We start from the raw sequence: 22,490 nt of genomic DNA, 5'->3' as shown, positions 1-22,490 counted from the left end.
GAGGGCCTTGTGTCAACGCCGGCCGGGCGGCAGGCTTAACGCTCCGTAGGGCTCCAGCCGGGCGCCGCGAGCTCAAACCGGGCGAACTCAAAGCCCGGCGCCACCGTGCAGCCCACCAGCGTCCAGTTCCCGCTGCTGCTCGCCGCCTGCCAGGCCCCGGGCGGCACCACCGCCTGCGGGCGCTCGCCGGCAAAGAGGTCGCCCCCCAGGGTCAGCGCCCAGGCGCCGGTGTCGTCGGCAATCTCGAGGGTCAGGGGCGCGCCGGCATACCAGTGCCAGACTTCGGCGGCATCGACCCGGTGCCAGTGCGAGCGCTGCCCGCCCTCGAGCAAGAAATAGATCGCGGTGGAATGCGCGCGGCCGCCGGGCGCCGCCTTGTCGGCAAAGCTTTGTACATACCAGCCACCCTCGGGGTGCCGCTCGAGCCCCAATAGGGCAATCACCTCGGCGGCAGTGCGGCCGATCATGCCCCCTCCATGCTTTCGAGGTCGGCGCTCAGGGTCAGCCAGTTTTCCTCGGCCTCCTCGAGCTGGGCGTTCAAGCGCGCCTTGTCCTTGCCCAGGGTCACCACCTTGTCGGCGGGGCCGTTATAAACCTTGGGGTCCTCAAGCTGGGCGTCGATCTTGCCGATCTCGGTCTTGAGCCGGCTGATCTTGGCTTCCACGTCCTTGATCGAGGCCTTGATCGGCGCGATCTCGGCGCGGCGGGCCGCGGCCTGCGCCTTGGCCGCCTTGCGGTCTTCCTTGGTGCCGCCCCGGCTTTCCTTGGCGCCGGTGATGGAGCGCTGGTAGCTGTCGAGATCCTCGTCGAGCTGCTTGATCGTGCCGCCTTCGGCGATCCAGAGCGTGTCGCAGGTAGCTTCCACCAGATGGCGGTCGTGCGAGATGATCAGCACGGCCCCTTCATATTCGTTGAGCGCATGCACCAGCGCATCGCGGCTGTCGATGTCGAGATGGTTGGTGGGCTCGTCAAGGATCATCATGCCCGGGCCGCCAAAGGTGATGAGGCCCATCAGCAAACGCGCGCGCTCGCCACCCGAAAGGTTCTTGGCTGGGGTATCCATGCGCGATTTGGTCAGGCCCATCTGGCTCAGCCGCGAGCGGCGCTTGGCTTCGCTGTCGGTGGGCATCAGCTCGATCACATGCTCGAACGGGGTCCATTCGGGCTTGAGCTTGTCCATCTGGTGCTGGGCGAAATGGGCGATCTCGAGCTTCTTGCCCTTGTTGAACGAGCCGCCCATCACCGGAATGTCGCCGGCCAGCAGCTTGGCGAAGGTGGATTTACCGTTGCCGTTGACGCCGACCAGCGCGATCCGGTCCTCGGGATCGATGCGCATATTGATGTTGCGCAAAATCGTCTTGTTGCCATAGCCCGCCGAAACGCCATCCAGCGTGATCATGGGGGTAGGGGGCTCGATCTTGGGCTGCTGGAAGGTGAAGGGCGCCGCATATTCATCGAACATCGCGGCGGGTGGACGCAGCTTCTCGATCATTTTGACACGCGCCTGGGCCTGCTTGGCCTTGGTGGCCTTGGCCTTGAAGCGATCGACGAATTTTTGCATATGCGCGATCTGGTCGAGCGTCTTGTCGCGGCTCTTGTTGTTGAGCTCCATCTGCATGCGGCGCGTATTCTCAAAGGTGTCGTAATTGCCTTTGTAGAAGGTCAGCTTCTTGTGCTCGAGATGGATGATCGAGCTCACCGACTTGTTGAGCAGGTCGCGATCGTGGCTGATCATGAAGACGGTATAGGGATAGGTGGCGAGATATTTCTCGAGCCACAGCGTACCCTCGAGATCGAGATAGTTGGTGGGCTCGTCGAGCAGCAGCAGATCGGGCTGGCTGAACAACACGCCCGCCAGCGCCACGCGCATGCGCCAGCCGCCCGACAGTTCGCGCGTGGGCGCGTTCTGCCGGTCCTGCTCGAAGCCAAGCCCCTTGAGAATGGATGAGGCGCGCGCTTCGGCGGTGTGGGCATCGATATCGGCCAGGCGAATATAGATCTCGCCGATCCGGTCGGGATCATCAGCGGTTTCCGCTTCCGCCATCAGCGCGGTGCGCTCGGTATCGGCGGCCAGCACCACTTCGAGCACGCTCTCGTCGCCCGCCGGCGCTTCCTGCGCAACGGCGCCGATCCGCGCCTTCTTGTTGAGCTCGATCGAGCCGGCATCGAGGTGGATATGGCCCTGGATCAGGTGGAACAGCGTGGTCTTGCCCGTGCCGTTCTTGCCCACAAAGCCGGTCTTGGAGCCGGTCGGCAGCACCACCGATGCGTCCTCGAACAGCTCGCGGCCCTGGATGCGGTAGGTGAGATTGTTGATGGTGAGCATGGCGCAAGCAATTTCTGAATCGAGAAGGCAGCACAAAGCGCTGCGGAACAAGGCGGGTGGGTCAAACGCCGCGGCAAAACTGTCTTTGGAATGTTGGATAGAGTTAAGTGTCCGTTATGGCAACCGCCAGCCCTGCATGGCCGTGCCCCATTGTCGCGCATCCACCTGCGCGGCCCATGCGTTGGTGTCCTGACAAGCTCTTCACTCGAAAGGAACTCAGCATGAAGCACTTTGCCCTGAACCTTGCCGCCGGCCTCGTTCTGGCGACCACTGGAGCGGCTTTCGCCCAGGACGCTGCGTCCATCGACGATCTGGATGCTGACCGCATTGACCAGACGCAGATGGAGATCGAATTCGAGTATATGGGCAGCTCCTGCGACCAGGTGGGCATGGCCGAACTCAACGATGCCATCGATGGCGTGCTCGACATCACTTTCCCGGTCACTCGGACAGGGGATAATTGCACCGCCATGCAGACCGAGCAGGAAGTGGACCAGACCGTGCCCGTCGATGGCACCGTCAACACGGTCAACATCACCCTGATCGGCCCTGATGGGGCAACGCTTGCCACCGGAACCACCACGGTCGACGATTGATCCTTTTTGCCAATCCCCAGCGGCCGCGTTCCTTTGAGCGCGGCCGTCTTGTGTCGGACACAGAGTGCAGCTAAAAGCGCGCCACCTTCCAACAACAACAATCAAGGGATCAGCCCGCTATGGCGCTCGAACGCACCTTTTCCATCATCAAGCCCGATGCCGTCCGCCGCAACCTGATCGGCAAGATCATTGCCAAGTTCGAGGAAGCGGGCCTGCGTCCGATCGCCCTCAAGAAGATCCACATGACGCGCGAACAGGCCGAAGGCTTTTACGCCGTGCACAAGGAACGCCCCTTCTTTGGCGAACTGGTCGAGCAGATGATCGCGTCGCCCGTCGTGGTTCAGGTTCTGGAAGGCGAAGGCGCCATCCTCAAGAACCGTGAAGTGATGGGCGCGACCAATCCGGAAAATGCCGCTCCCGGCACGATCCGCAAGGAATTTGCCCTCTCGATCGGCGAAAACTCGGTGCACGGTTCGGACGCTCCCGAAACCGCTGCCGAAGAAATCAAGTTCTTCTTCACCGAAGACGAGATCGTCGGCTAAGCCAAAAGCCTTGTGCGCAATGTCGTCCCGGCTGCTGGCCGGGGTGACAGGGCGCCGGTTTTGTGCTTAATGCGCTTGGACAGCCTTCGGGCCGCCCTCGGGGCGGCCTTTTGCTTTGCTGTGTGCTGTGCCTCCAACCACCACGGCGTTTGTTCCTGCCAATGCAGGAGCCTCCTTTACCCTATCCGCGACCAACGGCTCACTGCCGCGCGGGCCATGACGCCAATGATTGGCGGCGTCCAGAAAGCCAGAAATGTCCTTGCCTGAAACTATCCTTGCCCCGCTCGCCCGCGCCCTCGTGGCCAAGGGCTATGACACGCTGACCCCCGTCCAGTCGGCGATGGTCGAAGAGGAAACCGCGGGGCGCGACCTGCTGGTTTCCGCCCAGACCGGTTCGGGCAAGACCGTCGCCTTTGGCATGGCCATCGCGCCAACCCTCCTGGGCGATGAAGACCATTTTACCTCCGTTGGCGCGCCGCTGGCCCTACTTATTGCCCCGACCCGCGAATTGGCCCTGCAGGTGCAGCGCGAGCTGGAATGGCTTTATGCCGAAACCGGCGCCAAGACCGCGTCCTGCGTTGGCGGCATGGATGCCCGCACCGAGCGCCGGGCGCTGGAGCGGGGCGCCCATATCGTTGTCGGCACTCCGGGGCGTCTGCGCGACCACATCACCCGTGGCGCTCTCGACATGTCGGCGCTGCGCGCCGTCGTGCTCGATGAAGCCGACGAGATGCTCGATCTGGGTTTCCGCGAAGATCTCGAATTCATTCTTGATGCCGCGCCCGAAGAGCGCCGCACGCTGCTGTTCTCGGCGACCGTTCCCAAGCCCATCGCGCAGCTGGCCAAAACCTTCCAGCGCGACGCGCTGCGCATTTCGGCCACCTCGGCCACCGAGCAGCATGCCGATATCGACTACAAGCTGATGCTGGTGCCCGCTGCCGAGCGCGAAAACGCCATCATCAACACGCTCCTCTACTTCGAGGCGGTCAACACCATCGTCTTTGCCTCCACCCGCGAAGGCGTCAAGCATCTCTCGGCGCGGCTGCATAATCGCGGCTTTGATGTCGTGACCCTTTCGGGCGAACTCTCGCAGGCCGAGCGAACCAATGCGCTCCAGGCCATGCGCGACGGGCGCGCCCATATCTGTGTCGCCACCGACGTTGCGGCCCGCGGCATCGACCTGCCTAATCTGGATCTCGTGATCCACGCCGATCTGCCCACCAATCCCGATACGCTCCTGCACCGTTCGGGCCGTACCGGCCGGGCCGGGCGCAAGGGCACCTGCGTCATCATTTCCCCGACGCATCGGCGCAATGTCGCCCAGCGCATCCTCAAGACCGCCAAGCTCGATGTGTCCATGATGGCCCCGCCATCGGCCGAGGAGATCGAGGCGCGCTACCGCGAAAGCATTTTGTCCAACGAGATGCTGAGCAAGCCCATCGCCGAGGAAGAAACCGCCTTTGTCGCCCAGCTTCTGGAGCGTCATGCGCCTGAAGCCATTGCCGCGGCTTATCTGCGCCAGCAGCTTGCCGCACGTCCGGCTCCCGAGGACGTCAGCGACATCCCCGTGTTCGATAAGCCCGGTGACAAGGACCCACGCACCCGCGAAAAATTCGAGGGCGGCACCTGGTTCAAGGTCACGGTCGGGCGCAAGCACAAGGCCGAACCCCGCTGGCTTTTGCCCATGCTGTGCAAGGCCGGCAATGTCACCAAGACCGCCATTGGCTCGATACGCATCTTTGATACCGAATCCATCTTCGAGGTCGCCGCGCAAAAGGCCGACGCCTTTGCCCGCAGCATCGAAAAGAATGGCTCGGGCGAACGCGGCGTCACCATTGCCCCGGTCGATGGTCCGGGCGAACGCCGCGCCGGCCCGCCGCCCTCGCAGCGCCGTCCCGCCGGTCCAATCGAGCGCTTTGACCCCGATGCGCCACGCCCCGGCCGCGCTGATCGCCAGGCTCGTTATGGCTCCTCCGAGTTGCAGCCCGACGATTTCGCTGCTGCCCCGACCGGCGCCTGGGACCCGGCGGGTGCTACGGCTGCTCCTGCGGCCGACAAGCCCCGCGCCCCGCGTCCCAAGGCCCCTCCGGCCAAGGACAAGGGCAAGCCGAAATGGGCTGCCAAGGGCGATGCCCCCGCAGCCCGGGCCGACAAGTCCAAGGCGCCCAAGAGCAAGGACCACAAGCCCAAGCGCAAGCCGCAGGTTTGATCCTTTTGCAACTGAACTGATTGCGCCCGGGCGGCTTACGTCCGGGGCAATCCTGCCGCCAGCGCTTCGATCTGCCCGCGGAACTTTTCCGCTCCCGATTCCGTGTGCTCGGACCAGCGCCCGAAGCGCTGCAGGAGGGGGAGGAAGGTTTCGAGCTCCTCGCTCGACCAACCGCTGAGGAAATCCCCGAGGATCAGGAATTTATAGGCGCGCACGGCGTCGAGCACGGCCCGGCCCGCATCGGTCAGCTCGATGATCGAGCGCCGCGCATCGGCTTGGCTTACCGCCCGCCTCGCATAGCCCTTGTCCACCATGTCCCCCACGATCCTGCTAGCGCGTGAGGGGTCGATCCCCAGCCGTTCGGCCACGGTTGCCACCATGGTTTCGCCCGCCGTCACCGCTCCGAACTCGCTGACCGGCGCATCGATGGCGACCAGCACATCGAGTTGAGCGAGATCGAGCCCGATCTTGAGATCGGCCAGCGCCCGGTGTCCCAGTTCGCGCTTGGCCACCCGCCGCCGCCAGTTCTGCAGCACCGCATCGATGCTCAGCGCCGCAGTGACAGTTTCGTGCGAGAGCCCTGCTTTCTGCAACAAAAGATCGACCTGATCATTGGGAGTCTCGGGGGCCAACTTACGCCTCATAACTGCATGTGCCGCAATTGCGTGCTGTTGACATGCATATGCTAGAAGCAGATATAACGTGGCCGGCGCCCCCTCGCAAGGGCGGTGCTCTGCCCGTTCAGAATCCGTTCAGGATGCGTTCATGTTTCCCACTTCTTCAGCCCCCGGCGAGCCGGAACCACAGTCGGTTCGCGTGATTATCGGCGCAGTGGCCGTTACGCTCCTGCTGGCTTCTTTGGGCCAAACCATTGTTTCCACAGCTCTTCCCACCATTGTGGGCGAGCTTGGCGGGCTTGATCACCTCACTTGGGTGGTAATCGCCTATCTCCTCTCCTCCACCGTCGTCGCCCCCATCTATGGCAAGCTCGGCGATCTCTTCGGCCGTAAAATAGTCCTGCAGATAGCGATACTTATCTTCCTTGGCGGCGCCGCGCTCTCGGCCATGGCCTCCTCCATGACCTTCCTCATCATCGCCCGCGCCATCCAGGGATTGGGCGGCGGCGGCCTCATGGTCGTCGCCATGGCGGTGGTCGCCGACGTCATTCCGCCCCGCCAGCGCGGCAAGATCCAGGGCATTTTTGGCGCGGTTTTCGGGGTGTCCACCGTGCTCGGCCCGCTCCTGGGCGGCTTCATCGTCGAGCATCTGAGCTGGCGCTGGATCTTCCTCATCAACCTGCCGCTGGGCCTCCTCGCCCTTGGCGTGATCGCCGTGGCCCTGAAACCCCGCGCCGATCGCGTTTCCCACAAGATTGATTTTGCCGGCTTTATTCTCCTGAGCGCCGGTCTCTCCTCCTTTGTGCTGGCAACGAGCCTGGGGGGTACGACCTTCCCCTGGTTCTCCGTCCAGATTATGGGCCTCCTCGTTGCGGCCCTGGTACTGCTCGTCGCTTTCGTCTTCAATGAACAGCGCGCTGCCGAGCCGGTGCTGCCGCTTAGCCTCTTCCGCAACAACACCTTTCTCGTCTCCAACAGCGTCTCGTTCCTTGTCGGCATGGCGATGTTCGGCTCCATCACTTTCCTGCCGCTGTTCCTCCAGACGGCCCGCGGCACCAGCCCCACTGCCTCCGCCATGCAGTTGGTACCGATGATGATTGGCCTGATCAGCGCCTCGACGCTCGCCGGTTTTTTCATGAGCCGAACCGGTCGCTACAAGATCCTGCCCATGATCTCGACCGCCCTCCTGACCTTGGGCCTGCTGCTGCTGGCCGGCATGAGCCTCGACACGCCCGACTGGCAGATCGCCGTTTTCATGCTCATCGTTGGCGTGGGCATCGGTCCCGTGAACAGCGTTGCCGTCACCGCAATCCAGAACGCCTCGCCCCAGCACCTAGTGGGCGTGGCGACGGCCGGCGCCACCCTGTTCCGCCAGATCGGGGGCTCCATCGGGGTTTCTGTCTTCGGGGCCATCTTTGCGAGCAATCTTGCGCGTGAGTTGGGTGACGCCTTGCCCGAAGGCGGCGGCACTTCAGCCTTCAATGCCCAAGCTGTGGCAGCACTGCCGCCTGAGGTGCGCCAGCAGGTGCTTGAGGGATTCGCCAGTGCACTCCATCCGGTGTTCTTTACGGCCGCAGGTGCTTCCTTGCTCGCTTTTGCGCTCAATTTCCTGCTTGAGGAGCTTCCGCTTGCCAGTACGCTGCGGCGAGAAGGGGAGGCAGAACTCAAGGCCGAGGGCGACGCAAGCAGTGCAGCGGTGGGTGCGCCATCTACACCGACCGACTAGGGGCTTCCCACCGGCGCGCGTGTGAACTAAATAGACGGCGTGAGGGACGACCCTCGCGCCTTTCCCGTTTTATGGCCGGGACGACCCGCCAAGCGCAGGAGTAATCCTTGGCCTGGTTTTATCTGTTTATCGCTGGTCTTTTGGAAGTCGGCTGGGCCGTTGGCCTTAAGTACTCGGAAGGCTTCACCCGCGTTGTCCCTACCACCCTCACCGTCGCGGCCATGGTCGCGAGTGTTCTGCTCTTGGGCCTCGCGCTGCGTGATCTGCCAGTGGGTACAGGTTATGCTATCTGGACCGGAATCGGCACGGTTGGCACGGTGATCCTTGGCATGGTGCTGTTCGGTGACCCCGCCACTGCCGCGCGGCTGGGCTGCATCGGGCTCATCATCGCGGGCATCGCCGGTCTTAAGCTATTGACGTGACGCGCAATTCTGGGCTGTTCTCGCGTGCTTGGCGCGCGTAACGGCCTATTTCCATTGTGGTAAAAATATCTTTGTCGCGATGGAACCTTTTAGAATCGCGACTTTGTTAATGGTCTTGCGCGCGTGACTTGCTAGTTTCAGACTCGTTCGCCGCCGCTGTTTGGCGACGCAGATTTTGGAGAGCAATTGTGCCCTTGCGCTGGCAGGAAGTGGCTGTGCCACTTGTCGTTATTATTTTCCTTCTGGTGCTCAAGCACATTCCCGCTACCGCCGCCCTGCCGCTGGCCCGCGCCGCCGGCGTCGTCGCTTTCGGCTATGCTGCGTTCCTGGCCCTTCGCCTGTTGCAGGACGAGGAAGCCCTCGAGGTCGATGGCTGGTCCGAGCTGCGCCCCGCCATGGTGGAATATTTCGCCTGCTATGGCGCGGCTGCTCTTTCGGTCGTTCTGATGTCGGCCGTGATCGTGATCGGCAGCACCAAGGCCGTTAACCCCACCCAGATGATCGCAGCCTTTTCGGCCTCGGTATTGCTGGGGGCAGGGGCCTTTGGCATCGGCATTGGCGGGCTCTTCACCAAGCTGCGCTGGAACAATTCGCGCCTCGAGCATCGCTCGGCTTTCGGCCGGGAAACCACCATTGCCTGGTCCGATGTGCGCTCGGTGCAGCCGAATTGGCGCGGCATCACCATCGCCACCGCCGATCGGCAGAGCATCACCTTTTCTCAGTTTCATTCGGGTGCCGCGCAATTGGCCCGCCATGCCAGCAATCGCGCCCGCCGCAATAGCGAAACCGCAACCAAGGCCTTCGCCACCCTTTAAGCGGGCGAAGTGGGCAATGTCAGCGCTGGTCAGGCCCCATCGGCTCGGCTAGTTTGCCGTGAACGCCGAGCCAGCCATGAACCAGCCCTTTCTGCCGCGCATTGCCCGCACCGTCTGCCCCCATGATTGCCCATCGGCCTGCGCGCTCGACGTGGAATTGCTGGGCCCTGGCCGGATCGGTCGCGTGCGCGGCGCCCAGGACGACCCCTATACCGCCGGCGTCATCTGCGAAAAGGTCAGCCGCTATAGCGAGCGGGTCCACCACCCAGATCGCCTTACCCAGCCGCTGCGGCGGGTCGGGCCCAAGGGCGGGGGCCAATGGGCGCCGATCAGCTGGGACGAGGCCCTCGACGAAATTGCCGCCCGCTTCAGCGCCATCGAGGCCGAATGGGGCGCCGAAAGCATCTGGCCCTACTATTATGCCGGCACGATGGGCCATGTGCAGCGCGATGGCATCGACCGCCTGCGCGCCGCCAAGGGCTATTCGCGCCAGTACGACACGATCTGCACCGGCACGGCCTGGCCCGGCTATATCGCCGGCACTGGCATGCTGGGCGGCGTCAATCCCGAACAGATGGCAGAAAGCGATTGCGTCGTGATCTGGGGCACCAATGCGGTGCATACCCAGGTCAATGTGATGACCCACGCCATGCGCGCCCGCAAGGAGCGTGGCGCCACCATTGTCGTTGTCGACATCTACCAGACGGCGACCATGGACAAGGCCGACCTGGGTCTGATGCTGCGGCCCGGCACCGATGGCGCGCTCGCCCTCGGCGTCATGCATGTGCTGCTCCGCGATGGCCTCGCCGACCGGACCTATATGGCTGAATACACCGATTTCAGTCCCGAATTCGAAGCGCATCTCTCCACCAAGACCCCGCAATGGGCCGCCGAGATCACTGGGCTGTCGGTCGACGAGATCGAGCGCTTCGCCCATCTCGTGGGGACGACCAAGCGGTCCTATTTCCGCCTGGGCTATGGTTTCACCCGCCAGCGCAATGGTGCCACCGCCATGCATGCCGCCCTTTGCATCCCGGCCATGACCGGCGCCTGGCAGCATCGCGGCGGTGGGGCGTTCCATTCCAATTCGGGCACTTGGCAGCTTGATAAATCGCGCCTGGTCGGCAGCCATTTGCAAAAGGGCGATCCGCGCTGGCTCGACATGAGCGAGATCGGGCCGATCCTCACGGGTGACGCAACCGCGCTCAAGGGCGGCGGGCCGGTCAGGGCCATTATCGTGCAGAACACCAATCCGGCCTCGGTCGCGCCCAATCAGACCCTAGCCCGGGCGGGTCTCGCGCGCGAAGACCTGTTCCTCGTCGTGCACGAGCAGTTCATGACCGAAACGGCTGAGCTCGCCGATATCGTCCTGCCCGCGACCATGTTTCTCGAGCACAACGATTATTACACCCGCGGGGGGCATACCCGCGTGCTCTATGGGCCCGCGCTGGTCGAGCGGCCCGGCGAATGCCGGTCTAATCACGAGGTGATCAATGCCCTTGCGCTGCGCCTCGGGCTCGATGACCCCTCGTTCACCAGCACCGACCGCGAGGTCGTGGCCGAAACATTCCGCCGCTCAGGATATGGCGAACTCGATGCCATCGAGCACCTCGGCTTTGTGGATCGCGAACGCCCCGATGCCGAAGCGCGCTATGCCCAAGGCTTTGCCTGGCCCGACAAGCGCTTCCGCTTTGCACCGGACTGGCAGGCCGTAGCCGACAAGAAGGGCTATTTCTGGACCTGCGATCCCGCCGCAATGCCCCGCTTTGCCGACCATTGGGACATCACCGAGCGCACCGACAGCGAGCATCCGTTCCGGCTGGCCACCAGTCCGGCGCGCACCTTTCTTAATTCGACCTTCAACGAAACGCCGGGCAGCCAGCGCCGTGAAGGCCCGCCGTCGCTGTTTATCCATCCCGCTGACGCCGCTCCGCTCGGCATTGGCGAGGGTGATGCGGTTCTGGTCGGCAATCGCCGGGGCGAAGTGCATCTGACCGCCCGCCTGCGCCTGGGCCTGCCCAGTGGCGTCGTGATCGCCGAAGGGCTGCATCCCAACAAGGCGCACCGCGAGGGCCGGGGCATCAATACCCTGACCGATGCACGGCCGGCGCCTCCCTTTGGCGGCGCCGCCTTCCACGATGCCGCCGTTTGGGTACGTCGCGCCGATTAGGCATAGGCGCCCCAGAAGAAGTAGGCGGTCATCGCCACCCCATAAAGGATGATCGCGAGGCGCAAGGCCGCCCGGGGCACCCGATGGGCATTGCGGGCCGCCAGGTAGCCGCCAATGGTGACGCCCACCAGCGCAATGGAGCCGTGATACCAGTCGATTGAGCCGTTGAAGGCAAAACGCACCACGGCGACCAGCGCCACCACGGCCGAGATCCAGAGCTTGAGCCCATTCATGGCATGGATGTCGTCGAGCCCCGCGACGGCGAGGAACGCCAGCAGCAGGATGCCGAGGCCGGCATTGAAAAAGCCGCCATAAACGCACACGGCGCCAAGAAACGCCGTCAGCAGCACGCTACCGACCAGCCGCATGCCGCGCCCGCTGCCGCCCCGCGCCGCCACCAGCGCATTGAGCTGGTTGCCAAAGGCAAACAACAGCACCGCAAACAGCATCAGCCACGGCACGACCAGCGCAAACTGCTCGTCGGACACCACCAGCAGCAGCTCGGCCCCGACATAGCCGAACACCAGTGCCACGACGGTATAAAACACCAGCTTGTTGCGATAGCGCGCCATGGCTTGGCGATAGCCAAAGGCGCCGCTCAGATAGCCGGGCAGAGCAGCATAGGTGTTGGAAGCATTGGCGATCACCGGCGGCACGCCGGCAAACAACAGCGCCGGAAACACGATAAACGAGCCTCCTCCTGCAAGCGAGTTCACTGCACCGCCGAGCAAACCGGCGATCAGCAGTAGCATTTCAGTCATGTCGAGGGGCTTTCTGGGCGCAAAGTGAAGCAGAGGAACTGCCTCAGCTAACCAATTGGGCACGCGAAGGCCAAACCTATTGTTACCACCAAGGCGCGAAAACCTAGCTCCGCTTGACTTTCCATAGGGAAGCGCGCATGCAGGCAATGGTTGCTGTCGCCTGCCGCTCGCCGGGTCCGCCCGATGGTGAAGACAGCCTTTGCTATCCCCCATGTTGTCTCTCCCCAGCGAGGCGCTTCATGGCAAGGCGAGCCCCATGGAACTAAGCCTCACGGATGTGAGAAGCACCATGACTTATTCCCTTGATACCCCTTCGATCCAGACGCTCAAGGCCGAAGCACGAGAGTTGCGCACCAGCCGGCAGGCCGCGGGCGAGAGCTTAACCCACGGCGCGGCCCTGGAAGCGGTCGCCCGGACCCATGGCTTTCGCGATTGGAACACGGCCTGCGCCATGCTGCCCGAGCGGATTGCCAGCCCTCTTCAGGTGGGCCAGCGCGTGCGCGGCACCTATCTGGGGCAAAGCTTCACCGGGCTGGTGCTGGGCGTCAGGATCCGTGCCGACATGAGCCACTACGACATCACGGTGAAGTTCGACCAGCCGGTGGATGTGGTGAGCTCCGAACTGTTCTCGGCGTTCCGGCAGCGGGTCAATGCGACCATCGATATCCGGGGTGTGTCGCCGGCGCGGCTCGGCAATGGCGAGCCCCAGCTGCGCGTCCAGCCACTCTGAAAGGAGGCGGCTCGCGCAGCTGCCTCGCCTTGCCATTCATCGGCAAATGCCGATAAACTACTGTACCCCAAATATAGCGGAACGCGCCATGACCACCCAGACCAAGCCGATCGAGCTTTATTCGCTGCCGACCCCCAACGGCCAGAAGGCCGCCATCATGCTGGAAGAACTGGGCGTCCCCTATACCTATCATCGCATCGATATCGGCAAGGGCGATCAGTTCAAGCCCGAGTTCCTGTCGATCTCGCCCAACAACAAGATCCCGGCCATCATCGATCCTGAGGGGCCCGGGGGTGAGCCGATCTCGATCTTTGAATCGGGCGCGATCCTCAAATATCTCGGCCTCAAATTCGGGCAGTTCTATCCCCAGGACATGCGGGCCCAGGTCAAGGTGGATGAATGGCTGTTCTGGCAGGTCGGCGGCTTTGGCCCGATGCTGGGGCAGAACCACCACTTCGCCCTTTATGCGCCCGAGCGCATCCCCTATGCCACCAAGCGCTATGTTGATGAGACGCACCGCCTTTATGGCGTGCTCAACAAGCAGCTCGAAGGTCAGGACCATATTGCCGGCGAGTATTCCATCGCTGATATCGCCTGCATCGGCTGGGCGCAGCTCTGGGAGCGGCAGGGCATGGACATCAACGAGTTCCCCAATGTCAAAGCCTGGATCGAGCGCTGCAATGCCCGGCCCGCGGTCAAGCGGGGCCTCGAAGTGGGCAAGGACCTGCCCAGTGCCGATCTCAGCAATGACAAGGCCGCCCAGGCCATGCTGTTCAACCAGCGGGCGCGCTAGGCTCGCTTACGGCACCGCCCCGGCCAACTCCTCGGAGGGAACGCGGACCCACTCCTCGCCGCGGCAGATAACGTTGAACAGCACGCAGCCATTGAGGCGCAGCGCGTCCGGCCCGGTGACCTGCACATAGCCCGAATAGGTGTTGCCGTCCTCGGGGTTATAGATGCTGCCGTCAAAAACGGCAGGCTTGTCGCTGGGTCGCAAGGTGAGGATCTGCAGCCCCAGCATCGGGCGGTTGCGCAGTTCTGGCTCCTTGTTGCGCGCATCCACGAAGTCCTCCGGCCCAATCGCCGCGGCCGCGCGCGTCTCTTCGGCGCTGAGCTTGCCCTCAGGCACCACGATCTTGCTCAATACGCCGCAATAACCCTCGGGGCATGGGGTGATGGTGATCTCCGATTCCAGCACCGTGCGCCAGGTGCCTTCCAGCATGGCCTGAGCCTGGGCCGCGCTGGCTGTCGCCCCAAGAAGGGCCGTGCCAACAAGGACGGTTGCTAACCTCGGTAAGACGCTGCCGCGCATCATGCCCCCTCCACTGCTGCCGCCAACAACAAATTGGCTGTATGGCAGGGCGAAGAAATAACCCGTATTTGCGGCTTCACCAAGTCATACCAGCGGCGATCTCAAGCGGCGGAGCACGCGGTGGCGCCGATGTTGTGGGAAGAACACGCCAGTTCGCCAGAAACCCCTTGCCAGCACCGCTCCCTCAAGCTAGACGAGCCCTGCCGGAGAGGTGGCCGAGTGGTCGAAGGCACGCCCCTGCTAAGGGCGCAGATGGTGATGAACTGTCTCGAGGGTTCGAATCCCTTCCTCTCCGCCAGTTTTCCGAAATTCACTGTCTTCAATGACGTAGACTCCCGGAGAATCTTCGGGATTAGTACACATGCATGATGCACGTGTCGTTCCGCCGTCTCCGGTCTCGCGTAGCTCGAGACGGAGAAGACCATGGCGGCCAAATGCGCCTATGTGGAAAAGGTCGGGGCGGTTTATTATGTGCGCAAACGAATCCCGCGTGCCTGGAAAGGGCGCGTAGAGGGCGACGTTGTGCGCTTTTCGCTACGAACCAAGGATCGGGCGCTGGCGCTCAAATGGGGTCTGGAGGCCATGGCGGTGTTCGAAGAGCTGTTGCGCATGGCGCCGGAGGACGCGCTCAAGCATCTGACGCGGCGGCTGGTAGATGAGCAATTGCTGCTGCCCGAGGCCATGACCGGAGCCGATCTGGCGCGCCGCCGTGCGCTTGGAAATGTGGGCGCCAAGATCATTCGAGAGGCCCGCAAGAACCTTGGGCTGGGCGAGCATCTGGATGCGCTCTACCGAGAGCTGGTATTTTTCAACCACGCCACCGTGCAAGGCGAGGCCGACTACGAGAGCCGGCCAATCGAGGACAGGGACGCCCCCAAACCGAAGCCGCGGCAGTTCGACCTTTCGGGGTTTGACGCGGTTCTGGAGGCACTTGGCGCTCCCGCGAGCCAGCCGTCGCTCGCTTCGCAGCTTTCCCCTCCCACGGGGGATACGCCGCGCAAGACGCCCCCTGCTGCGCCGTTGGCCCAACCGGCCCGGATGGAGCCCGGCCCGGGTGGTGCATCGACGGTTCACACCCTGCGCGGTCTGATGCATGACTATTTTGGTCGCACCGGCAAGGAAACGGGGTCGGACAACCGCTCCAACATCGAGCGCGCGGTCAAGCTGTTCGAGGACCTGTGTCCGCAGGTAAAGACCCTGGCGGTGATGGACATACCCTTGCCGCTTTGGGATCAGCTGTACGAATTCGTCCAGGAAATCCCCCATATGCGTGGTCGGGCCAGTCCCGACAATCTCGTCGCTTTTACTCGCCGGAAGCAGGCGGAGGGCGCGGACTATCCCAAATTGTCGGCTACGACGCTCAATTCCAACTATCTGGGTGCGGTTACCCGTTTGGTCCGCCATGGCAACACCCGCCGTTTCTTTGCCTGGCAGGCGCCGCCTCTGGTCATCCCGGAAAAGAAGCGCGCTTCTAAGGGCAAGAGCCGGGTGCCGTTCTCGTCCGAGGAAATCACCGCCATCACCTGACCACAGACATACTGCTGGAGGCAGTACGACCATGGCTAAAGCCACTTCTAGCGGCCGCGCGGCACGCAACCCCCATTCCCCCATCATCGACAGCCACGTGCCGGCGGACGGCTGCCCAGTGCATCCAGGGCTTGTCACGCATCCGCTGCTGACGCCCAGCCTGCAGGTGCAGATCCTCTCGGTGGTGGACGCCACCGGCTCGGCCAGCATCGGCGACATCATTGCCGAACTGCCCGGGCATGCGGACCCGGTCGGCGCGGCCTTTGCCCTGATCGCGGGCAACGTTCTCAAGGTGATCACGCCGGGCACTATCGATGCCAACAGCATCGTTGTCCGTTGCGATGGCGAAGGTGGGTATGGTTGCGCCGCCACCGACCATCCGGACACCCTTGCCGCAAATGCCGTACCCGACATCAGCACCGGCGCGTTCACGGTCAACATGACGAGCGCCCTGCCGGATGTTCTGAAGACGGTACCGGCCAGTCCGTTGCAGGCGCAGGTCCTCGTTGGCCCCGGCACCCACCGTGCCGATTTTGGACGCGCCGCTCAACTGCAGCGCCCCGGGGTCTACATCCTGCTGCGCGGCCACGACGTCTATGTCGGCTACGGCTCCAACGTCGGGGCCCGCATTGCCGCCGGACGGCAGATGCCGGACGGGACGCCGGATCGCATTATCGCCATTGCCGATGCCGATAACCGGCTGAGCGAGGACGACGGCAAGGCCCTCGAGCGTATCCTCTGGGCCCGCGTGACCGGCGATGCTGATCTTTCGCTCGTCAACAGCCTGCCCGACGGCGCGTTGGTCGAACCGGGGCGCTACGACCAGCTGTCCCTGTTCGCCGGTCAGGTGGCGCTGGCCCTGCGCCAGGCGGGCCTCATGTTCCTTGGGGGTTCGGCGCGCGGGACCATTGCCGGGCCGCGGACGAGCCGGGCCGGCTCGGCGCCCCTCGTCGCATTGATGACCTGCCCGATGGTCGAGTGATGGAGCTCAACTTCCATGGTCTCATCGCCCTGGCGGCCGAGTGCAAGGACGGTTCCTGGTTGCTGCTGCGCGGCTCGGACGTGCGCCGCGACACCGTCGCCTCGGCCAATTGCACTGCCTCGTTCCAGCGCGCCGCCTGGCTGCATTCCGGGCTGCTGGAGCCCGCTGCCGATGGCTCCTGCTACGTAGTGAAACGCGATCTCGTGTTCTCCTCGGGCAGCGCAGTCAGCCACTTCGTCTCCGGGTCTAAGGGTTTTGGGCGTGCCGCCTGGATGCCAATCGAGGCGGACGCCGACGCGGAGCTGACGCTGCCGACACGCTAGCGCCGCCACGTCCCGCATCGCACCTTCCTTCATCCACCTTCATCATGTGGCGCGCGTGCCTTTGACCGCCGCCCCGGAGTATTTTCATGTCCCTGCGTGACCTCGCCAACCTTGCCGCCAATGTCGATGACGACGAAGCGCCGCCCGCCGACAGCGCCTCCGAACCCAGACCTATCGTACGCAGCAGCGACGCCCTGGCACAGACCATGCTCGACGCCGCCCTGACGCCGCGCCAGCGCCGCCTCATGGCCGCGCCGTCGCGCCTGATCCTTATCAAGACTGCGGATAGTGCCACGGCCAAGCTGTTCGATCGTTATTTGAGCGGAGTGCGGCAAGGCCGGACGGTGGAAGCCTTTACCGAACTGCACAAGAGCGGCGGCAAGCTCGAGCCGCGTGGCAGCGCCGAACTGGCCAGCCTCGAGTATGGCCGCGCCGTAATCCTGATTTCGCAGGATCCAGAGCGATATCTGGTCCCGGAAGCTTTGACCGGTGCTGATGTGGTCATTGAGGTTCACGCGCCTGACCTGGCCGTCATCCGCAAAACCATGCGTCTGGTCACTGGCAAGGTGATCCGTGGCCTCGCCGAGGCTGATATTGATGGCCTGGGGATTGCCGATTTCACCACTGCGATCCGTCCGAACCTCTCGCCGCAGGAATGCCTCGCGAACCTGCGCCGCGCTGCTGCTGCTGCGCGGCAGGCATCGTCGGACGCCAGTAGCGCCGTTCCACTCGAAGAGCTCGCCCTGACCAGAGTCGTTGCGGACTGGGCATACGACACCCTCAATCTGATGGACAAGGTCGCCAACAACGAGCTTGACGCTGCCGCCCTGCGCCATGCTTGTCTCGAGGGGCCGCCGGGCACCGGCAAGACCACCGTTATCGCGTCGGTGGCGCATTCGGCCGGTTGGAGTTTCGTTTCCACCTCGGTGGGGACCTGGTTCGCCGAATCCGGTGGCCACTTGGGTGACGTCATCCGCGCCGCGAGAAAATTCTTCAACGAGCTTGCTCTTGCCAAAGGACCGGTGGTCGGCCTAATCGACGAACTCGATGCCCTGCCCAACAGGGCGACCATGGATCGCGGCGATGCCTCGTGGTGGACGCCGGTCATCACCTTCGTGCTCACCGAAATCGACCGCGTGCGCAAGTCCGGCCAGCCGGTGCTGCTTGTGGCCGCCACCAATTACGTCGGTCACGTCGATGCCGCGCTCACTCGCCCTGGGCGCCTCGAGCGCCGCGTTAGCGTGCTGCTGCCCGATGAGGACGAGCGGCGCACCATGTTCAGCAAAGTCCTTGCGGACCGCATCGCGGCCAAGGGCATCGGCACCCTTGCTCGCCTCTCGCCCGGGGCCACCCCGGCCCAGATCGAAAGCTGGTGCGCTGCCGCCTTGGCAACGGCCAAAGCCCAGAACCGCGGTCTGGTATTGCGCGATCTTGTCGACCTGATCGCGCCTCCGGGTCAGCGTTCCGCTTGCATGGACCGCGCCATTGCCCTGCATGAGGCTGGACATGCCATCGTCGCTCACGAGCTTGGCCTGTCGGTGTTGGAGATCTCGATCATTGGCGCTGGTGCTGTTGGCGGTTGGGTCAATACACGACCGGACGATCTGCTTTTGACCCGGGATGGGGTCGAACGGACTGGCACGATGATGCTGGCCGGGCGCGCAGCGGACATGCTGCTGGGCGATGGTGCCCATGCTGGCGCTGCCCATGACCTGGAGAACGTCAATGCTTTGCTGCGCGCGGCCATGCTCGAGTTCGGGCTCTATGGTTCGCTGACCATGGCGAGCAACACCGACCTGCGACACTATCAGGGCTGCACGTTCTGGAGCCTCATCGGTGCCGAGACTGACCGACTGCTGGCGCGGGCCACCGAGATCGTTGACCGCCGCCGCGATGATATCGGCAGGCTTATCGAAGCCCTGCTCGTCGAACGCGTGGTCGCCGGCGAGCGCCTCGCCGAGATTCTCGGGACCGAAACGGCCGATCCATTCGAACCTGTGGAGCTCTCGAATGCCGATTTTGGCCCGGACACACCGGCCCATTCAGGTAGGCTCCGCTGATGCAGGCCAACCAAGTTCGCATCGCGACCCACGCCTGGGACTATGCTGTGAGCCTGTGCCTGTCCGCCGGATCTGTACTCGCACGCCCCGGGTAAGAAGCCGTTTGAGATCGTGCCCGGACGCCGCAGCGCAGTAGGGCAGCTCGCGATATGAGCTCGCAACGAGTTATCCAATGGCCAACTTTCGCGAAGAAGAGCGGAAGTAGGTTGCTGCCCGGTTTTCCAAAAAGCCGGAAGTGGGTTCTCTGATTTTGCGGCGGCAGATTTGTTGCTTGCTTAGGTTCCGGTCAAAGTGCTTCAGGAAACTGGAGTTCAATGATGACCGGGAAGACCTTCGCGATCCTACGCGTGCAGAGGCTGAAGACCCGCGGAGATCTCGATGCGGCGACCCGGCATGGGCGCCGGCAGGATAGCGGCCAACATTTCGACCCCGACCGTACTCCCTTTAACCGACACTGGGGCGCGGGGCCGGTCGTTGGGCCCGTCGATTGGGCCGAAGGTGTCGCTTGCGCCATCAGACGCCTGGGCGCTCAATGCCGTAAGGGTGCCCCCCTGGCCGCCGAATTTTTTGTCGGGGCCTCGCCGGTGTATTTCGACCCTTTAGGTGACGAGGATGCTTATTTCGACATGGAACGTGTCATGGCCTGGGCCGACGCGACGATGGCGGCGTTCTACTAGCGCTTTGGCGAGGCGGTCGTTGCCGGACGTCTCGACCTTGATGAAGGCAGCCCTCACATGGCCATCTGCGTCGTGCCTGTCTACACCAAGCGACCCGGCACACCCAGACCACCGTGGTCAGCTACCGCAAGGTTTTCGGTGGCGATACAAAGCAGGAGGCGCGAAACAAGATGATCGCGCTGCAGGATTGGTACGCCGACAAGATGGCACCCTTGGGCCTCTCGCGTGGTATTCGAAAAGCCGTCACCGGCCGCACCCATCTCAGTCACAATCAATATGCTCGTAAGCGCCGCCAGGAGGACGAGGCGCGTGCCCTGGCATTGCGCCAGGCGCAGGAGCGTGAGGCCGAACTCGCGGATCGGCTGGCTCAGGTGGAGGTGGAACTGGCGCAGGCCGCCCAGTATACGACTGTCGCGAACGAGAAGGCCCGACAAGCCACTAGGATCCTGCTACAAGCCGTGAAGGCGCGTGCGTTCGTCCAGCGGACGGCCGAAGCTCTGGCTGCGTACGATCCCGATGCGGAGATCACGCGGGTCATGGCCGCAAAAGCCGAGGTCTTCAGCCGATGGGAGCAGGGCGTCGATCAACTGACACGCGACCTCGACGCGATCGAGACTCCGGACAGGCCGAGTCCGAAATAGCTGCGGCGCCTCCTTCGCTAATCTAGTTTGGATGCTGATTGATCCAACACCAAATCGCCACCCCCAGGTAGCTTCGCGCTTCAGTTGATGATGGCATGGTGAGCCCCCTTGAAGGGGCCGGGAGCGGAATAGCAGCTTTCGTCGGTGTGCCTGCGACAGCGGACATTCCGCGCACGCGGTGCCATGTGGTCATAATGGCGTCGGAGGCTATCAGTTCGGGTCGGAGAGAAGTAAGTGAAGCAGATGTTCAATGCCTATGTGTGCATGAACACCAGTTTGAATTGCCGCCGAAGATCTCGAATTGCTACTGGAATTCTAACGGGCGTTTTCTCTGCGGAGTTTTCCCACAGCCTCCACCCCAAAGGCACCGTGACGCAACCCCGTCGACGGATTGGCCACGGAAGCGGTCAGTAGCTACCTGATGGACAAACGTTGGGTACCATGGCCGTTATCGTTGAACCGCTGCGCTTACAGGGGCGTTACTTTGCCGGGTGCTGATGCGTTTTGCATTTGCTCCATATAGCCGGCAATACCGAGTCCAGATGACCCGGCATCGCTTGCGCTGCAGCATCACCGTCGCGCCGTTCAATGGCGTTCAGAACTTAAGTATGCTCCTCGACCACCGCAAACATACGATGGGGCAATACCAGCGTCAGCCGGCGAAAACGATCAACCTGTAGGGGGACGCTGCGCGGACGCGTCCGATCAGGTTTAGCGTTCCACAATCCCCGGCGGCACTGGGCTATGTGTGCCCTTTGAAGCCAAGAAGAAGCGCTGTCAGAAACCTGGTGTTGAAAACTTCGGGTTACCTATCGAATGTGACCGAGCACCGCTACGGCCTCGATTTCTACTTGTGCTCCCATGGGCAGGGCCGCGACTTGATAAGTCGCACGAGCAGGATATGGCTCCATGAATGCTTTCCCATAAATTTCGTTCAGGCGGCTGAAGATTGAAAGGTCGGTAACGAGCACTGTGGTTTTGAGAATGCTTTCCATCTTGCCTCCGGCAGAAACGACGATTGCCTCGATGTTCTTGAGCACCTGTCGCATTTGATCCTCAGGGTTCGCGGGCATTTCACCGGTGGCGGGATCGATTGGTAGCTGACCAGAGATGAAAAGCAGATCACCGTGGCGGCGAGCCTGGCTGTATGGTCCGATGGCGGCCGGCGCATTGGGAGTACTTATCTGCATGGTTTTGTCCGTAAGTTTACGAGGAATGACCGGGTATGTGCATGAGGCGGTTGCCCCATCTGACTATTGCAGCGGGCTTGAGTTGCCCGCTTGCTGGCCGTATCGGGAAAAGGAGCCCGACAGAGAGGAAGAACTCAGGCCGTTAGAAAAGCGTTCAGCATCCAAAGCGGCAATTCGTTGATCCACTTCGCGTCGGCTCATTGTCCCTCGAGCACTGACCCGGGTAGCCAAAGTCTCGACCAGGAACAGATAGCGTTCCTGCGCTACGGCATAGAGGCGGCGCAGCTCGCGTATGGGGTCTGCGTGATCGTCCACCCTGATATCGAGGTAAGGGTACTCCTGGTCCCGAAACACCAGGAGGGCCGCTGACTGCTTGCCGCGCTTGTCGCCACCCGCATCTTCCCCAGCCTGCAACGCCCCGAGCAGTCGGACAATCATCGGCTGACCGGCGCTGGCCTCATAAGTTGTGAGCGCTTCGGCAACTACTTGCGGCCCGGTCAGCATGTTTCCGGCCACCGAGACGTTCCTTGCAACTAGGTGCCCGGCCCAGCCGATGCAGCTTGCCCCTGTGTAGGCCGAGTTGCGTCCCTGCGCATCGATAATATGGAACTGACGTTGATCACGGCGGATATCGGGGGCCACCAGCAATTCGGTCACGGCATCGGCAGAGTTGCCGGCTTCCAGCAAACGCAAGCCGTCAATGCCATAGAGCGGGTTCACAGTGGCCTGTGTAGCAACGGCGCCGACACCCGCCTTGATGTGAGGGACTAACGCACCCACCGCAAAGAAGCGGCTGGCAACGGCAATGCCAAAAAAGCCGGTCTGTGGGTCGCGAGCGACAATGGAATACGTCATCAACTATCT

Annotated in this window: 23 protein-coding genes and 1 tRNA gene; 17 read left to right on the top strand and 7 right to left on the bottom strand. The window is 63.0% G+C overall.

Translation table 11 applies throughout. The features are described from left to right. Positions 1-35: 35 nt before the first annotated feature. Positions 36-467: a cupin domain-containing protein gene (locus AC3YOG_RS16410; RefSeq protein ID WP_489935845.1), complete on the bottom strand. Its 432-nt coding sequence runs from the start codon at positions 465-467 to the stop codon at positions 36-38. After that, positions 464-2,326 (bottom strand): ABC-F family ATP-binding cassette domain-containing protein, encoded by a 1,863-nt coding sequence (locus AC3YOG_RS16405; protein WP_489935844.1) that lies wholly within the window; start codon positions 2,324-2,326, stop codon positions 464-466. Before AC3YOG_RS16405 ends, AC3YOG_RS16410 begins: the two co-directional genes overlap by 4 nt. Positions 2,327-2,547: 221 nt before the next feature. Between AC3YOG_RS16405 and AC3YOG_RS16400 the strand changes: the two genes are divergently transcribed. The 3 genes from AC3YOG_RS16400 to AC3YOG_RS16390 all read left to right on the top strand — a co-directional run bounded on the left by AC3YOG_RS16400 (position 2,548) and on the right by AC3YOG_RS16390 (position 5,673). After that, a complete protein-coding gene (locus AC3YOG_RS16400) occupies positions 2,548-2,922 on the top strand; it encodes a hypothetical protein (RefSeq protein ID WP_127754318.1) in 375 nt (124 codons plus the stop codon). A gap of 119 nt (positions 2,923-3,041) precedes the next feature. Beyond that, a complete protein-coding gene (gene ndk / locus AC3YOG_RS16395) occupies positions 3,042-3,464 on the top strand; it encodes a nucleoside-diphosphate kinase (RefSeq protein ID WP_127754317.1) in 423 nt (140 codons plus the stop codon). A gap of 253 nt (positions 3,465-3,717) precedes the next feature. After that, positions 3,718-5,673 (top strand): DEAD/DEAH box helicase, encoded by a 1,956-nt coding sequence (locus AC3YOG_RS16390; protein WP_489935843.1) that lies wholly within the window; start codon positions 3,718-3,720, stop codon positions 5,671-5,673. A 35-nt stretch (positions 5,674-5,708) separates the two neighbouring features. Here AC3YOG_RS16390 and AC3YOG_RS16385 read toward each other — a convergent pair whose 3' ends face one another. Further along, positions 5,709-6,305, bottom strand: a complete 597-nt coding sequence (locus AC3YOG_RS16385; RefSeq protein WP_489935842.1) for a MarR family winged helix-turn-helix transcriptional regulator — start codon at positions 6,303-6,305, stop codon at positions 5,709-5,711. Between the two features lie 133 nt (positions 6,306-6,438). Here AC3YOG_RS16385 and AC3YOG_RS16380 point away from each other — a divergent pair, with 133 nt between their 5' ends. The 4 genes from AC3YOG_RS16380 to AC3YOG_RS16365 all read left to right on the top strand — a co-directional run bounded on the left by AC3YOG_RS16380 (position 6,439) and on the right by AC3YOG_RS16365 (position 11,423). Continuing rightward, positions 6,439-8,016 carry an MDR family MFS transporter gene (locus AC3YOG_RS16380; protein ID WP_489935841.1) on the top strand — a complete coding sequence of 526 codons (1,578 nt, stop codon included), beginning with the start codon at positions 6,439-6,441 and terminating at the stop codon, positions 8,014-8,016. A 107-nt stretch (positions 8,017-8,123) separates the two neighbouring features. Further along, positions 8,124-8,438, top strand: a complete 315-nt coding sequence (gene sugE / locus AC3YOG_RS16375; protein WP_127754313.1) for a quaternary ammonium compound efflux SMR transporter SugE — start codon at positions 8,124-8,126, stop codon at positions 8,436-8,438. A gap of 215 nt (positions 8,439-8,653) precedes the next feature. Next, positions 8,654-9,253: a hypothetical protein gene (locus AC3YOG_RS16370; RefSeq protein ID WP_489935840.1), complete on the top strand. Its 600-nt coding sequence runs from the start codon at positions 8,654-8,656 to the stop codon at positions 9,251-9,253. A 76-nt stretch (positions 9,254-9,329) separates the two neighbouring features. Next, the gene (locus AC3YOG_RS16365; RefSeq protein WP_489935839.1) at positions 9,330-11,423 is read left to right on the top strand and encodes a molybdopterin-containing oxidoreductase family protein; all 2,094 of its coding nucleotides are present in this window, start codon (positions 9,330-9,332) and stop codon (positions 11,421-11,423) included. Here the strand turns inward: AC3YOG_RS16365 and AC3YOG_RS16360 are convergent. After that, entirely contained in the window at positions 11,420-12,184 is a 765-nt protein-coding gene (locus AC3YOG_RS16360) for a sulfite exporter TauE/SafE family protein (RefSeq protein WP_489935838.1), read from the bottom strand. The two genes, AC3YOG_RS16365 and AC3YOG_RS16360, sit on opposite strands and share 4 nt — an antisense overlap. Positions 12,185-12,473: 289 nt before the next feature. On the opposite strand from AC3YOG_RS16360, the gene AC3YOG_RS16355 reads away from it, so the two are divergent. Both AC3YOG_RS16355 and AC3YOG_RS16350 read left to right on the top strand, forming a co-directional pair. Further along, positions 12,474-12,914 carry a glyoxalase superfamily protein gene (locus AC3YOG_RS16355; protein ID WP_489890862.1) on the top strand — a complete coding sequence of 147 codons (441 nt, stop codon included), beginning with the start codon at positions 12,474-12,476 and terminating at the stop codon, positions 12,912-12,914. 88 nt (positions 12,915-13,002) lie between these two features. Continuing rightward, the gene (locus tag AC3YOG_RS16350; protein ID WP_489935837.1) at positions 13,003-13,707 is read left to right on the top strand and encodes a glutathione S-transferase N-terminal domain-containing protein; all 705 of its coding nucleotides are present in this window, start codon (positions 13,003-13,005) and stop codon (positions 13,705-13,707) included. 6 nt (positions 13,708-13,713) lie between these two features. On the opposite strand, the gene AC3YOG_RS16345 is transcribed toward AC3YOG_RS16350, so the two are convergent. Continuing rightward, positions 13,714-14,229, bottom strand: coding sequence for a DUF2147 domain-containing protein (locus AC3YOG_RS16345; protein ID WP_489935836.1), 516 nt, complete (start codon positions 14,227-14,229; stop codon positions 13,714-13,716). Positions 14,230-14,431: 202 nt separating this feature from the next. Here AC3YOG_RS16345 and AC3YOG_RS16340 point away from each other — a divergent pair. The 8 genes from AC3YOG_RS16340 (at position 14,432) to AC3YOG_RS16305 (ending at position 21,116) form a co-directional block, all read left to right on the top strand. Further along, positions 14,432-14,524: transfer RNA gene (locus AC3YOG_RS16340), tRNA-Ser, on the top strand. 125 nt (positions 14,525-14,649) lie between these two features. Next, positions 14,650-15,753, top strand: a complete 1,104-nt coding sequence (locus tag AC3YOG_RS16335; protein WP_489935835.1) for a DUF6538 domain-containing protein — start codon at positions 14,650-14,652, stop codon at positions 15,751-15,753. Between the two features lie 31 nt (positions 15,754-15,784). Then, positions 15,785-16,735: a GIY-YIG nuclease family protein gene (locus tag AC3YOG_RS16330; protein ID WP_489935834.1), complete on the top strand. Its 951-nt coding sequence runs from the start codon at positions 15,785-15,787 to the stop codon at positions 16,733-16,735. Continuing rightward, positions 16,735-17,058 carry a DUF4357 domain-containing protein gene (locus tag AC3YOG_RS16325; RefSeq protein ID WP_489935833.1) on the top strand — a complete coding sequence of 108 codons (324 nt, stop codon included), beginning with the start codon at positions 16,735-16,737 and terminating at the stop codon, positions 17,056-17,058. The genes AC3YOG_RS16330 and AC3YOG_RS16325 overlap by 1 nt, the downstream gene beginning before the upstream one ends. An 86-nt stretch (positions 17,059-17,144) precedes the next feature. Then, positions 17,145-19,118: an AAA family ATPase gene (locus AC3YOG_RS16320; RefSeq protein ID WP_489935832.1), complete on the top strand. Its 1,974-nt coding sequence runs from the start codon at positions 17,145-17,147 to the stop codon at positions 19,116-19,118. Positions 19,119-19,435: 317 nt separating this feature from the next. Beyond that, positions 19,436-19,795 (top strand): plasmid recombination protein, encoded by a 360-nt coding sequence (locus AC3YOG_RS16315; RefSeq protein WP_489935831.1) that lies wholly within the window; start codon positions 19,436-19,438, stop codon positions 19,793-19,795. 170 nt (positions 19,796-19,965) lie between these two features. After that, complete coding sequence (locus AC3YOG_RS16310) at positions 19,966-20,436, top strand: hypothetical protein (RefSeq protein ID WP_489935830.1); 471 nt, start codon at positions 19,966-19,968, stop codon at positions 20,434-20,436. A gap of 542 nt (positions 20,437-20,978) precedes the next feature. After that, complete coding sequence (locus AC3YOG_RS16305; RefSeq protein ID WP_489935829.1) at positions 20,979-21,116, top strand: hypothetical protein; 138 nt, start codon at positions 20,979-20,981, stop codon at positions 21,114-21,116. A 129-nt stretch (positions 21,117-21,245) separates the two neighbouring features. Here AC3YOG_RS16305 and AC3YOG_RS16300 read toward each other — a convergent pair whose 3' ends face one another. Together AC3YOG_RS16300 and AC3YOG_RS16295 are read right to left on the bottom strand one after the other, a co-directional pair. Beyond that, a complete protein-coding gene (locus tag AC3YOG_RS16300) occupies positions 21,246-21,626 on the bottom strand; it encodes a RidA family protein (RefSeq protein ID WP_489935828.1) in 381 nt (126 codons plus the stop codon). Positions 21,627-21,689: 63 nt separating this feature from the next. After that, the gene (locus tag AC3YOG_RS16295; protein ID WP_489935827.1) at positions 21,690-22,481 is read right to left on the bottom strand and encodes a DUF1028 domain-containing protein; all 792 of its coding nucleotides are present in this window, start codon (positions 22,479-22,481) and stop codon (positions 21,690-21,692) included. Positions 22,482-22,490 lie beyond the last annotated feature (9 nt).

It is taken from the genome of Devosia sp. Z6_126 (assembly GCF_058133495.1).
The sequence above is the reverse complement of the archived record's forward strand: the minus strand, read 5'-3'. Positions and strand labels throughout refer to the sequence as shown.

Excerpts from the sequence above, each read along its gene's own strand:
- AC3YOG_RS16295 (WP_489935827.1), bottom strand. The coding sequence starts at position 22,481 with ATGACGTATTCCATTGTCGCTCGCGACCCACAGACCGGCTTTTTTGGC.
- AC3YOG_RS16365 (WP_489935839.1), top strand. The coding sequence starts at position 9,330 with ATGAACCAGCCCTTTCTGCCGCGCATTGCCCGCACCGTCTGCCCCCAT.
- AC3YOG_RS16325 (WP_489935833.1), top strand. The coding sequence starts at position 16,735 with ATGGAGCTCAACTTCCATGGTCTCATCGCCCTGGCGGCCGAGTGCAAG.
- AC3YOG_RS16305 (WP_489935829.1), top strand. The coding sequence starts at position 20,979 with ATGACCCGGCATCGCTTGCGCTGCAGCATCACCGTCGCGCCGTTCAAT.
- AC3YOG_RS16355 (WP_489890862.1), top strand. The coding sequence starts at position 12,474 with ATGACTTATTCCCTTGATACCCCTTCGATCCAGACGCTCAAGGCCGAA.
- AC3YOG_RS16360 (WP_489935838.1), bottom strand. The coding sequence starts at position 12,184 with ATGACTGAAATGCTACTGCTGATCGCCGGTTTGCTCGGCGGTGCAGTG.
- AC3YOG_RS16345 (WP_489935836.1), bottom strand. The coding sequence starts at position 14,229 with ATGATGCGCGGCAGCGTCTTACCGAGGTTAGCAACCGTCCTTGTTGGC.
- AC3YOG_RS16330 (WP_489935834.1), top strand. The coding sequence starts at position 15,785 with ATGGCTAAAGCCACTTCTAGCGGCCGCGCGGCACGCAACCCCCATTCC.
- AC3YOG_RS16405 (WP_489935844.1), bottom strand. The coding sequence starts at position 2,326 with ATGCTCACCATCAACAATCTCACCTACCGCATCCAGGGCCGCGAGCTG.
- AC3YOG_RS16300 (WP_489935828.1), bottom strand. The coding sequence starts at position 21,626 with ATGCAGATAAGTACTCCCAATGCGCCGGCCGCCATCGGACCATACAGC.
- AC3YOG_RS16390 (WP_489935843.1), top strand. The coding sequence starts at position 3,718 with ATGTCCTTGCCTGAAACTATCCTTGCCCCGCTCGCCCGCGCCCTCGTG.
- AC3YOG_RS16400 (WP_127754318.1), top strand. The coding sequence starts at position 2,548 with ATGAAGCACTTTGCCCTGAACCTTGCCGCCGGCCTCGTTCTGGCGACC.
- AC3YOG_RS16410 (WP_489935845.1), bottom strand. The coding sequence starts at position 467 with ATGATCGGCCGCACTGCCGCCGAGGTGATTGCCCTATTGGGGCTCGAG.
- AC3YOG_RS16380 (WP_489935841.1), top strand. The coding sequence starts at position 6,439 with ATGTTTCCCACTTCTTCAGCCCCCGGCGAGCCGGAACCACAGTCGGTT.
- AC3YOG_RS16335 (WP_489935835.1), top strand. The coding sequence starts at position 14,650 with ATGGCGGCCAAATGCGCCTATGTGGAAAAGGTCGGGGCGGTTTATTAT.
- AC3YOG_RS16310 (WP_489935830.1), top strand. The coding sequence starts at position 19,966 with ATGATCGCGCTGCAGGATTGGTACGCCGACAAGATGGCACCCTTGGGC.
- AC3YOG_RS16320 (WP_489935832.1), top strand. The coding sequence starts at position 17,145 with ATGTCCCTGCGTGACCTCGCCAACCTTGCCGCCAATGTCGATGACGAC.
- ndk (WP_127754317.1), top strand. The coding sequence starts at position 3,042 with ATGGCGCTCGAACGCACCTTTTCCATCATCAAGCCCGATGCCGTCCGC.
- AC3YOG_RS16315 (WP_489935831.1), top strand. The coding sequence starts at position 19,436 with ATGACCGGGAAGACCTTCGCGATCCTACGCGTGCAGAGGCTGAAGACC.
- AC3YOG_RS16350 (WP_489935837.1), top strand. The coding sequence starts at position 13,003 with ATGACCACCCAGACCAAGCCGATCGAGCTTTATTCGCTGCCGACCCCC.